This window comes from Brevundimonas sp. (assembly GCF_018608325.1).
Lineage (GTDB): Bacteria > Pseudomonadota > Alphaproteobacteria > Caulobacterales > Caulobacteraceae > Brevundimonas.
The window spans coordinates 2,468-12,912 of the sequence record NZ_JABAZW010000003.1 but is presented as its reverse complement, the minus strand read 5'-3'; the positions used below and the strand labels follow the sequence as shown (position 1 = coordinate 12,912).

The window sequence follows — 10,445 nt, the reverse complement described above, 5'->3', positions numbered from 1 at the left end:
CCAGCCGCCACCCCTATCGCTGTCTGCCGTTGAACATGGCCAATACGACGGGGTGGGAGATCCTGTGCCCGTTCGGCTTTACGGCGGAATGGAACGGCGGCCCGCGTCAGGACGACATCACCATCACGCCGGAACGCCCGCAGGCGGACCTGGATCATTTCGTCACCTCGCACTTCTCGCGCGGGGTTCTGACCATGCACCCGCAGTATCTGTTCCGCACGCCGCCGGGCTGGGGGATGATCTGCTCGGGTTCACCCAACCATATGAAGGACGGCATCCAGCCTCTGGTCGGCCTGATCGAGACGGACTGGCTGCCCTTCCCCTTCACGATGAATTGGCTGTTCACGCGCCCCGGCCGGGTGAAGTTCGAGAAGGGCGAGCCCTTCTGCTTCATCAATCTGGTCGAGCACAAAAAGGTCGAGCAGTTCCAGCCGGTGATCCGCACGCTGGAATCCAACCCGGTGATGAAGGGCCAGTTCGAGGCCTGGAACCGGGCGCGCACCGACTTCAACACCCGTCTGGCCTCGGGCGATCCCGATGCGGCCAAGGAGGCGTGGCAGCGCTTCTACTTCAAGGGGGAAATCCCGGAAGACCTGGGCGCAGCGCCTGCGACGCACGCCAACAAGCGCCGCCTGAAAACGCCGCGCGTCGGCTGATCTCAAAAAGAAAAAGGGCGGCCCGGGACCGAAGTCTCAGGCCGCCCTTTGCATTTAAGGCTCAGGCGCCGGGGCGGGTGACGCGGCCGCTCAGGTTCTGGACCACGTCGCGGGCGTCAAAGGCGTTCGGATCGCTAGCGGGCTTGGGACCGCGACCCATGATGATTTCCGCATTGGCTTCGTAGCGGTCGACCTGGCGAACGTCGAAGTCATTGGCGCCCCAACGATCCCACGGGCTCCAGAAACCGCTGCGGTAGTAACGCCACGACGGACCCCAGTAGGGGCCATAGAAGCTGTTGTAGCGCGAGTAGAACGGATCGGGCGTCGAGACGAAGCGGGTGTCGCGGTCCGTTGCGCGGTTCACGGTGGAGAACCAGTCGAAGCCGTTCTCGACCGTCAGTTCCGCCGAACGCAGCAGAAGCGACATCTCGACCTGATCACGCGAGGTCACCGAGTTGCCGGAGAAGCTGACGCGGAAGCGGTTGTTCTCCAGACGCTGTTCGGCATAGCCGCCGCGCTGTCCGTTGAAGCCTGCGGGCTGATAGGGCGTGGCGGTGGCGCAGGCGGCCAGCGCGAGTCCAGCGGCCAAAGTCACCGCCAAGGTCTTGAGGGGTAGGGCACGCATGTAGATCAACTCCTTGATGCCCAATTGGGCGCGCTGACGGCTGAACGACGCATGAACGGCCAGTTCCACGTCAATCTAGGCTGAAGCTGGGCCGCGTCTAGATACGCAGCACAATCAATACGGCTGCGGCCAGCAGCAGGATGCCGACAAATAACCCGAAACCGCGCTTGAATCGCGGCTGCTGCATGCGGCGTGACAGCGCGGCGCCGGACAGGGCGTAGGCGCTCATCGACAGCATATCCATGCCGATGACGGCGACGGCGAACAGGACCAGTTGCGGCGCGACGGCCCGGTTCACGTCCACGAAGGGCGGCAGGACGGCGGTGAAGAACAGGATGGCCTTGGGGTTGGCGATCTGAACCGCGAAGCCGTCGATAAAGGCGCCGCGATCCTTGCGCACCACCACCTGATCGGGCTGGGCGGCGGTCTTGAAAGCGCCCATCAGGGCCTTCAGCCCCAGCCAGGCGACATAGAGGGCGCCGAGGATGGCGATGATGCGGAAGGCTTCGGGGAAGGCCTTGACCAGCGCGCCCAGTCCCAGGGCGGCGGCGCCGAACCAGACCAGGGTGGCCGTGTTCATGCCGACCACGCTGACTAGGGCCGAGGCGTGGCCCTTCTCAACCCCCGATGCGACGGCAAAAAGGTTTGCCGGTCCGGGGGTTATGGCCATCACCGCCATGACGCCCAGGAAGGTGGTGTAGAGGTGCGGATCGACGGGCAGGGCGGACATGAAGGCGGTGTCGGTCGTGCCGGACCCGGCGTCAAGCTTGCCCGTGCTGAACCGGCCGGGTCAGTGGTTTTTAACCCGGGGCTTTGATTGGACCATGTCTTCGGCGTCAGTCTCATCGGAGGGGCTGACGGCGTCCTGAGCCTGATTGAGCGCATACTGGGCGATCAGCCCATAGGTTTCGATCTGCTCGGGCGTGGGGTTGGTCCAGGCGCTGTTGCGGGCGATGCCGCTTCCGGCGGCGACGCCGCTCTGTATCGCTTCCTGCACATCGGGATCGTTCAGGGCCTGGTTCACCAGGGCGTTGACGTCGATGTCCTTCAGCGCCTCGGCGGCGAGTTGGGACGCCTGATGGGTCGCCTCGGCGGTGAAGGTGCTGACGTCCGGCGCATACTCGGCCCACAGGGCTGTGATGCGGGCGCCTTTTTCGTGTTCGGAAAGACTCTTGTCCTGCGACAGGGCCTCGGCGCGCTGGCCGAAGTTCTCCATCCGCTGCTCAAAGGCGCTGGATGCGGCCTGAAGACGGGCTTCGGCGGAACCGGGCGCGGGCGTCGCATCCTGCGCCAGGGCGGAGGACAGCGGCAGCAAGGCCAGGGCGGCGGTCAGGCTGAGCATGCGGATCATGGGAAGAACCCCTTTGTTGACCCCGCGAAACTCTGCCGAACGCCGCCCCGTCTCAAGTGAAATCGCGGTAAGGCGGCTTACTGCGGGCGGGCCGGAGCGGCGGCTGCGGCGGTGCGGGCGGCCAGGGCTTGCTGAACGCCGGCGCGGATCTGTTCGGGGATGCTGGCGATGGCCTGCTGGGCCTGGGCGGCGCCGGCGATCATTTCGTCCTTCTGGGCGGCATGCTCGGGCTTGGTGGCCTCAGCCTTGATGAAGGCTTCGACTTCACGCGAGAAGGTGGTGATGTCGGCGGCGCGGCGGTCGATCACGGCGTTGGTTTCGGCGGTGACGGCTTCGGCGCTCTTGCTCTCGTCTTTCAGGATGGCCTCCAGCTCGGAGTTCATCTGGTTCATGACCGATTCAAACGCCTGGCCCTTGGCTTCCATGGCCGCTTCTTCAGGGCTGGTGGTCTGCGCTGCCGGCGGGGCTGGGGGCGTGGTCTGGGCGAAGGCCGGAGCGGCGATGGCGAGGGCTGCTGCGGCGGCCAGCGGGGTCAGAAGGCGCATGTGAAACTCCAATTTTCAGGCGCACAACCTCAAGGTCTATGACGGCGGTGGCAAGCCCGTATTGCGGCATTCGTCGTTCGGCGGGCGTGAAACCCTTGCCAGAGACCCGCCGGGAGCCGCAGCATTGGGCCATGATGATGCGAAAACTGGCCCCGCTTCTCGCCGCCTCCCTGACCTTGATCGGGGTCGTCGGCGTCGCCCTGGACGCGCAGGCGCTGACCGCCGCGCGTCGGCAATATGCGACACAGGGGGTATGCGCCGGAACGCCCGCCACGACGGTGCGCATGGTCCCGAACACCTGTCTGGGGCTGGTCTGGCAGGGGGCGGGGAACGACGGGCCGCTGATGCCGCGCGGCCTGATGCAGTTGGCTGACGGCGACTGGCTGGTGACCGATCTGGGGGCCTGGACCGCAGGGCGGGGCGCGGTCTGGCGTTTGAGCGTCGCCAGCGACGGTGCGGCCAACTGGCGAAGACTGGCCGGGGGCTTGAGCATGCCGCACACGGTGGCGCGCGGGCCGGACGGACGCATCTATGTGTCGGAGATGAACCGCATCCTGACGCTGGACCCCGACGCCGCCGACCCGGCGGCCAGCGTCCGCACCGTGATCGGCGGCCTGCCGGACAATCAGCTGCACGACAACCGCCACCCGCTGTCCAGCTTCGTCTTCGACGGGAATGGCGACCTGCTGGTCAATGTCGGCGCGCCGACCGACCGCTGCGTGGACAAGGCGGGCAAGCCTGTCGTCAATGCCTCGGGCGCCTGCATCGACAGCGCAGCGACGGCCCAGGTGCGCAGGCATGCCTATCTGGGACGAGGGCGGTGGTCGGAGGACAGCACGGTCTTCGCTTCGGGCCTGCGCAACTCCATCGCCCTGGTGCGGCACCGGTCGGGGACGATCCTGCAGGGTGAGAACTCGGTCGACCTGACTACGCCGGATCATCCGTATGACGAGATCAATGTGCTGCGTCAGGGCGGCGACTACGGCTGGCCCTATTGCGTGGACATGGCCACGCCCCTGCCGGGATGGAGCGCGGCCCAGTCACGATGCGGCCAGAGGCTCAGTCCCGTGGCTCTGCTGCCGCCGCACGCGGCGCCGCTGGACCTGATCTATTATGAGGGGGCGATGTTCCCGGAACTGCGCGGGCGTCTGTTGATGACCTGGCACGGCTATCGCCGGGCGGCCGGGCGCATCGTGGCGGCGGAGACGGATGCGCAAGGGGCGCCGCTGGTGGATCGCGGCGGGCGTTACGCCATCTATCCGCGCGGATCGCTGCCCTATCCGGCAGGCGCGCCGAGCATTCGGGGCAAGGTTCTGACGCCGGGCTGGAACAGGATTGCGGACCGTCAGCCGCAGGGCGCGCCGGTGGTCATGGCCGTGGCGCGGGACGGGTCGATCTGGGTGACCGATGACAAGAACCGGGCGATCCTGAGGATCGCCCGGCCTTAGGCAGACTAGTTCTTGCGGGCGTCGCGCTTGGCGAGGACGCGCAGGCGCAGGGCGTTCAGCTTGATGAAGCCCTCGGCGTCGTGGTGGTCATAGGCCTGGACGCCTTCTTCGAAGGTGACCAGATCCTGATCGTACAGGCTGTAAGGGCTTTCGCGGCCGATGACGGTGGTGTTGCCCTTGTAGAGCTTGACCCGCACCGTGCCGGAAACCTTTTCCTGGCTCTTGTCGACGGCGGCCTGCAGCATCTCGCGCTCGGGCGAGAACCAGAAGCCGTTGTAGACGAGGTGGGCGTATTTGACCGCCAGTTCGTCCTTGAGGTGCATGGCGCCGCGATCCAGCGTGATCGACTCGATGCCGCGGTGCGCCGCCAGCAGGATGGTGCCGCCGGGGGTCTCGTAGACGCCGCGCGACTTCATGCCGACGAAGCGGTTCTCGACCAGGTCCAGACGGCCGATGCCGTTGTCGTGGCCGTACTGGTTCAGCGCGGTCAGGAGGGTGGCGGGCGACATGGCCTCGCCGTTGATCGACACGGCGTCGCCCTTTTCGAAACCGATCTCGATGACGGTCGGGGTGTCCGGCGCGTCTTCCGGCGAGATGGTGCGCTGATGCACGAACTCAGGCGCTTCGACAGCCGGATCTTCCAGCACCTTGCCCTCGGACGAGGAGTGTAGAAGGTTGGCGTCGACCGAGAAGGGGGCCTCGCCGCGCTTGTCCTTGGCGATGGGGATCTGGTTCTTCTCGGCGAAGTCCAGCAGGGCCTCGCGGCTGCGGTATTCCCACTCGCGCCAGGGCGCGATGACGTGGATGTCGGGGTTCAGGGCATAGTAGCCCAGCTCGAACCGGACCTGGTCGTTGCCCTTGCCGGTGGCGCCGTGACAGACGGCGTCGGCGCCGACCTGTTTGGCGATCTCGATCTGGCGCTTGGCGATCAGCGGGCGGGCGATGGAGGTGCCCAGCAGGTACTGGCCTTCATACAGGGCGTTGGCGCGGAACATCGGGAAGACGAAGTCGCGCACGAACTCTTCGCGCAGGTCGTCGATGAAGATGTTCTCGGGCTTGATGCCCAGTTTCAGGGCCTTCTCGCGTGCCGGGCCAAGCTCCTCGCCCTGGCCCAGGTCAGCCGTGAAGGTCACGACCTCGGCGTTATATTCGGTCTGAAGCCACTTCAGGATGATCGAGGTGTCGAGGCCGCCCGAATAGGCAAGGACGACCTTCTTGACGGGCTTGTCGGCAGGGGCGGTCATGGCGGATCTTTCGCAAGCGTAGGGGAGTTGACGCGCGCATAAGACCGGGGGGGCGGGGATGCAACCTTTTACCGGCCCGACGCCCTGATTGACGTTCGCCTCTAGGCGGCCAGAACGCCTGACGCCTCCGGGATTTCGCCCCGACCCAGAAGGCCGGTCTCGAAGTCCATGAAGATGTCCATCAGCTCCTCGACATTGACCGGCGGGCTGGTGGGGCCGAAGCGGAAGCGCCAATAGCTGACGATATGCTGGACTGCGCCCAACTGGTCGCCCAGCTTGGCGAACATGGCGGGCGCATCCAGCAGGAAGTCGCGGAAGGCGATGGGATGGCCTTCCTGCGTCAGCTTGGCGTAGGCGTCGTCATAGACGCGCAGGGTGCGGCTGACCTCGTCGCAGGTCTTGATGATCCGCATGCGCAGGACTTCGCGGCTGCGGTCCAGATATTCGCGGGCGGCCCGGTCCACCCGGCCCGCCGGATGGGTGGTGCGGACGGATTCGGCGACAATCCCGACTTCGCTCAACAGAGTGGACAGGGTCCATTTATAATAGAGGAAGCCCTTCCAGCAGAAGACGCCCTCCTGATACTGGTCCGGGGCCAGGCGCAGGGTCTGACGCAGGGCGTCCAACTGGTCGCCGGGGCTGTTGGACAGGATTTTGGCCGCCATGCGGCTGGCGGATTCGTGGGCCAGGGCCATGGTGTCCGGGCCAAGGCTCAGGGTCACCAGCGGCTCGATCTCGCACCGCACGAAGGCGGTCATGCGCTGAAGATCGCCTTCACTGATCGAGAAATAGCAGGAGGCCGGGTCCTGGCCGCCGCGCCGCAGTTGTTCGCGCAGCAGGAACGGGTCCAGTGAGGGCAGCTTGTCGATCAGACGCAGGGTCGTGATGTCGGGATGGTCCGGGGCCACGCCGAACGCCTCGGTCATCGCGCGCTCGAAACCGATCTGGTTGACGAAGACATAGCGGCCGCCGGTCTTCAGATCGGTTTCGTCGATGGGAATGATGATCTTGGTCGCCACCTGGCGTCGGCCGGTGAACAGGTCGAACTCGTTGCGGCGCAGGCGGTGCTTGATGATCAGCGACCGGTTCAGGGCCGTAGTGAGGAAGACGGGGCGTTCAGCCCATTCCGGATTTTTGGCGACGCCGTCGCTGCCGCTGTCGCCATTCTCTTCCCAGACGCGCAGCAGATTCAGCACGCGTGCGGTGGAGGCGGAGCCCTTGAGGTGTTCGAGGCTGCGAACGGCGCGATCAGTCATGAGGGCACCATGACGCAGAATGGTGACCAAGGGCTTAGCTGAGCTATAAAAAAGAACAGAGGTCGCCGAAGCGACCCCTGTCGATAGGCTGGGGGAGTAAATCAGAAGGCGGCGGTGACCGAAATCCAGAGGCGGCGCGGTTCCTGATTGTTGGCGAACTCAGGCGCATAGGTCGGCGTCGGCCCATAGGGCAGCAGGCTGACGAAGTCCTTGTCGAACAGGTTGTAGACCACGGCGTTCAGGGTCAGGTTCTGGTCGATCTTATAAGCGCCGCCCAGGTGGAACAGGCTGTAGGCCTTGTAATCGCCCAGCGCCGTCTGGGCGTCGCCTGCGCCGCGATAGCGTGAGGAGCGGTATTCGCCGCGCAGCCACAGGTTCAGGCGGTCATTGGCGACCCAGCGCAGATTGCCGTTCAGCATGTGCTCTGGCGTGTCGGTCAGGGGCTGACCAGTCGCCGCGCCCGACTTCTGCTCGCTGTCGGTGTAGGTGTAGTTGCCCTGCAGGGTCCAGGCGTCGTTGAAGCGATAACGGGCATAGGCCTCGACCCCCTGGGTCACCGCCTCGTCGATGTTCACGCTCTGGCCGTAGGTGGCGACCGTGGAGATGTAAGGGGTGTAGAAGCCGACGTCGTAGCAGCCGGAAGTGTTGTAGCCGCCTGCATTATACTGGGCCTGGGTCAGGCCGAAGACGCAGTTGGCGATCGGCACGCCGGTGGCGATCTTGTCCTCGAACTTGTTGTGGAAGACGGTCACGCCTGCGCGTAGGTGCTGGCGGTCGTCATACAGCACCGCGAACTCGGTCGAGGTCGAGGTTTCCGGCTTCAGACCGGGGCTGCCCAGCAGGGGCAGGCGGCCCTGTGCGCCAAAGCCGTTGATGCCCGAGGCCAGTTGTTCAAGGCGCGGGGTCTTGAAGCCCTGGCTGACGCCGCCCTTCACCGTCCACACCTCGTTGGGGTTCCACACCAGATAGGCGCGCGGGCTGAAGTGCGAACCAAAGGTCGAGTGGTCGTCATGACGCGCGCCGACCGTCAGGGCCAGGGTGTCGGTGAAGCGCCATTCGTCCTCGGCGAAGACCGCCCACTGGGTGTGGTTGAAGGTGCCCGACACCACGCCGTCGGTCATTTCGGCTTCCCAGTGCTGGCCCCCGACGGTGAAGGTGTGGTTGCGCCACTGCGAGAACAGCTTGGTGTCGAAGATGCGGTTTTCGCTCTCCAGCGTCCGCGAGCCGCCAGCGCCCGCCACGCCGTTGGGAATGATGCGGCCGTCGGTGGTGGTCTTGCTCAGCGAATAGTTGGATTCCAGCACGCCGAACGGCAGGCGCCAGTTGTGGGCCACCGAGATCTGGTCGCGGTTGAACTCCAGGAACCTGTCATAGCCGCCTGCGGTGGTGGCGGTGCCCATCTGGCCCTTGGCGTTGTCGTACCACTGGCGCGTCACATCGCCGTCGATCCACAGGTCATGGTCGGGGTGCAGGTTGAAGGCGACGCGACCGCCCGCCGACCAGATCTGGTTGGCGGTGGCGCTGCGGCCAAAGCCGGACACGGGCGTCTGGACGCCGTTGATGGTCTCATAGGTCAGTTTGGACTGTTCACGTTCCGAGCGCGACGCCCGGATCGACACGCCAACGCGGTCTGCGACCAGAGGGCCAGCCAGATAGACGTCGCCGCCGCGGATGGCGCCGAACTCGTCATCGCCCTGGATGGTGTAGTGCGCCGTCGCCGAGCCATGCCAGCTGTCGCCGATCTTGCGGGTGATGATGTTGACCACCCCGCCCATGGCGTCCGATCCGTACAGGGTGGAGACGGGACCGCGCACGACCTCGACGCGCTCGATGGCCGAGACCGGCGGCATGAAGCTGGACGAGGTTTCGCCGAAACCGTTCGGCGTTACGCTGCCTGCCGTGTTCTGGCGGCGCCCGTCGATCAGGACCAGGGTGTAGTCCGAGCCCATGCCCCGGATGTTGATGGTCTGGCCGCCGGTCTTGCCGACAGCGGCGCCCGTGTCGACGCCTTCTACATTGTTCAGGATTTCGGCCAGCGAGACGGCGCGGATTTCCTCGATCTCGGCGCGGGGGATCACGCTGATGGAGGCGGGGGCCTGGCTGATGCGCTGCTCAAAGCCTGAGGCGGTGACGACGACTTCCTCCAGATTCGCCGGTTGAGTCGCGGCAGGCGACGTCTGGGCGAAGGCTGCGCCGGAGGTCAGGCCGAAGGCGCAGGAAACGCCGGCCAGCAGGCGAGCGCGGGTGGAGAAGGTCATCTTGAGCAAGGTCCCGATTGTTGCGAGCGCCTCTCAACAGCATTCGCAAAAGCCGACCAAGGGGGGTGTGCGAAAGGGTCGCAAGTGTCGCACCCCTGACGGCGGGGTTTCAGGGCGCAGATGCAGACGGTCTCCCTTCTGCTGGCGCGGCGCCGCTTGCGGGCTTAGAACAGCGCCATGCAGATCTTCGACATCCTGATCCTGGTCGCCATCGCCGCCGTCGCCATCACCCTGGGCTTCGGCCTCTATTCGCTGTTCCGGGGCGGGGAGTATGCGCGCTCCAACTCCAACAAGCTGATGCGGCTGCGGGTCGGCCTGCAGGCGGCGGCCATCCTGCTGCTGGTCGTCGGGATGTTGTGGAAAGCGACACGCGGAGGCTGATCCATGGTCGTGCTGAACAAGATCTACACCCGGACCGGCGATGGCGGTCAGACGCGTCTGGCGTCAGGCGCGCCCGTGTCCAAGACGGATCGCCGGGTCGAAGCCTATGGCGCGGTCGATGAACTGAACGCCGTCATCGGCGTGGCTCGGCTGAACAGCGGCCAGAACGACCGGATCGACGCCATGCTGGGCCGTATCCAGAATGAGTTGTTCGATCTGGGCGCTGATCTGGCCACGCCGCTCGACCCGCCCCCCGCCTGGGAGGCCCTGCGCATCATCGACAGTCAGGTGGAGCGGCTGGAGCAGGAAATCGACTGGATGAACGAGAGCCTGAAGCCGCTGGACAGTTTCATCCTGCCGGGCGGCTCACCCCTGTCATCACATCTGCATGTGGCCCGCACCGTCTGCCGCCGCGCTGAACGCGAGGCGGTGCGTCTGGTGGAATCCGGCGAGGCGGTGAATGAGGCGGCGGTGAAATATCTGAACCGCCTGTCCGACCATCTGTTCGTCGCCGCCCGCCGCGCCAACGCCAATGGCGCCAACGACATCAAGTGGAAGCCCGGCGCGACGCGCTAGGCCTCCCGCTCGCCTTCAGATCAGTTGCCGCGCCGCGCGGCCAGCGCCGCCTTCTGGCGGGCGATCTCGGCGTCGCGCGCCTGATTCTGCAGGGCGATCTCGTTT

Annotated in this window: 11 protein-coding genes; 4 read left to right on the top strand and 7 right to left on the bottom strand. The window is 65.7% G+C overall.

What is annotated here, in order from left to right; translation table 11 throughout:
* Window positions 1-656: DUF6065 family protein (locus tag QZ281_RS00200; protein WP_292223209.1), on the top strand; the 656-nt coding region annotated here is incomplete at its 5' end.
* Window positions 657-717: 61 nt separating this feature from the next.
* Here the strand turns inward: QZ281_RS00200 and QZ281_RS00195 are convergent.
* The 4 genes from QZ281_RS00195 to QZ281_RS00180 all read right to left on the bottom strand — a co-directional run bounded on the left by QZ281_RS00195 (window position 718) and on the right by QZ281_RS00180 (window position 3,177).
* The gene (locus QZ281_RS00195; protein WP_292223206.1) at window positions 718-1,281 is read right to left on the bottom strand and encodes a hypothetical protein; all 564 of its coding nucleotides are present in this window, start codon (window positions 1,279-1,281) and stop codon (window positions 718-720) included.
* A gap of 97 nt (window positions 1,282-1,378) precedes the next feature.
* Window positions 1,379-2,011: a LysE family translocator gene (locus QZ281_RS00190; RefSeq protein WP_292223203.1), complete on the bottom strand. Its 633-nt coding sequence runs from the start codon at window positions 2,009-2,011 to the stop codon at window positions 1,379-1,381.
* Window positions 2,012-2,071: 60 nt separating this feature from the next.
* Window positions 2,072-2,632 (bottom strand): hypothetical protein, encoded by a 561-nt coding sequence (locus QZ281_RS00185; protein ID WP_292223199.1) that lies wholly within the window; start codon window positions 2,630-2,632, stop codon window positions 2,072-2,074.
* Between the two features lie 77 nt (window positions 2,633-2,709).
* Window positions 2,710-3,177 (bottom strand): translation initiation factor IF-2, encoded by a 468-nt coding sequence (locus tag QZ281_RS00180; RefSeq protein WP_292223196.1) that lies wholly within the window; start codon window positions 3,175-3,177, stop codon window positions 2,710-2,712.
* Between the two features lie 95 nt (window positions 3,178-3,272).
* On the opposite strand from QZ281_RS00180, the gene QZ281_RS00175 reads away from it, so the two are divergent.
* Window positions 3,273-4,625: a PQQ-dependent sugar dehydrogenase gene (locus QZ281_RS00175; RefSeq protein WP_292223194.1), complete on the top strand. Its 1,353-nt coding sequence runs from the start codon at window positions 3,273-3,275 to the stop codon at window positions 4,623-4,625.
* A gap of 5 nt (window positions 4,626-4,630) precedes the next feature.
* On the opposite strand, the gene QZ281_RS00170 is transcribed toward QZ281_RS00175, so the two are convergent.
* The 3 genes from QZ281_RS00170 to QZ281_RS00160 all read right to left on the bottom strand — a co-directional run bounded on the left by QZ281_RS00170 (window position 4,631) and on the right by QZ281_RS00160 (window position 9,383).
* Window positions 4,631-5,869 carry an argininosuccinate synthase gene (locus tag QZ281_RS00170; protein WP_292223191.1) on the bottom strand — a complete coding sequence of 413 codons (1,239 nt, stop codon included), beginning with the start codon at window positions 5,867-5,869 and terminating at the stop codon, window positions 4,631-4,633.
* Between the two features lie 101 nt (window positions 5,870-5,970).
* Entirely contained in the window at window positions 5,971-7,125 is a 1,155-nt protein-coding gene (locus QZ281_RS00165) for a hypothetical protein (protein WP_292223189.1), read from the bottom strand.
* 101 nt (window positions 7,126-7,226) lie between these two features.
* A complete protein-coding gene (locus QZ281_RS00160) occupies window positions 7,227-9,383 on the bottom strand; it encodes a TonB-dependent receptor (RefSeq protein ID WP_292223186.1) in 2,157 nt (718 codons plus the stop codon).
* A 177-nt stretch (window positions 9,384-9,560) separates the two neighbouring features.
* Here QZ281_RS00160 and QZ281_RS00155 point away from each other — a divergent pair, with 177 nt between their 5' ends.
* Both QZ281_RS00155 and QZ281_RS00150 read left to right on the top strand, forming a co-directional pair.
* Entirely contained in the window at window positions 9,561-9,764 is a 204-nt protein-coding gene (locus tag QZ281_RS00155; protein WP_292223183.1) for a twin transmembrane helix small protein, read from the top strand.
* Window positions 9,765-9,767: 3 nt separating this feature from the next.
* Entirely contained in the window at window positions 9,768-10,340 is a 573-nt protein-coding gene (locus tag QZ281_RS00150) for a cob(I)yrinic acid a,c-diamide adenosyltransferase (RefSeq protein ID WP_292223181.1), read from the top strand.
* The last annotated feature ends 105 nt before the right edge of the window (window positions 10,341-10,445 follow it).

Bases quoted from the DNA above. Each gene is read 5' to 3' on its own strand.
- QZ281_RS00195 (WP_292223206.1), bottom strand. From the start codon at position 1,281: ATGCGTGCCCTACCCCTCAAGACCTTGGCGGTGACTTTGGCCGCTGGA.
- QZ281_RS00190 (WP_292223203.1), bottom strand. From the start codon at position 2,011: ATGTCCGCCCTGCCCGTCGATCCGCACCTCTACACCACCTTCCTGGGC.
- QZ281_RS00185 (WP_292223199.1), bottom strand. From the start codon at position 2,632: ATGATCCGCATGCTCAGCCTGACCGCCGCCCTGGCCTTGCTGCCGCTG.
- QZ281_RS00180 (WP_292223196.1), bottom strand. From the start codon at position 3,177: ATGCGCCTTCTGACCCCGCTGGCCGCCGCAGCAGCCCTCGCCATCGCC.
- QZ281_RS00170 (WP_292223191.1), bottom strand. From the start codon at position 5,869: ATGACCGCCCCTGCCGACAAGCCCGTCAAGAAGGTCGTCCTTGCCTAT.
- QZ281_RS00165 (WP_292223189.1), bottom strand. From the start codon at position 7,125: ATGACTGATCGCGCCGTTCGCAGCCTCGAACACCTCAAGGGCTCCGCC.
- QZ281_RS00160 (WP_292223186.1), bottom strand. From the start codon at position 9,383: ATGACCTTCTCCACCCGCGCTCGCCTGCTGGCCGGCGTTTCCTGCGCC.
- QZ281_RS00155 (WP_292223183.1), top strand. From the start codon at position 9,561: ATGCAGATCTTCGACATCCTGATCCTGGTCGCCATCGCCGCCGTCGCC.
- QZ281_RS00150 (WP_292223181.1), top strand. From the start codon at position 9,768: ATGGTCGTGCTGAACAAGATCTACACCCGGACCGGCGATGGCGGTCAG.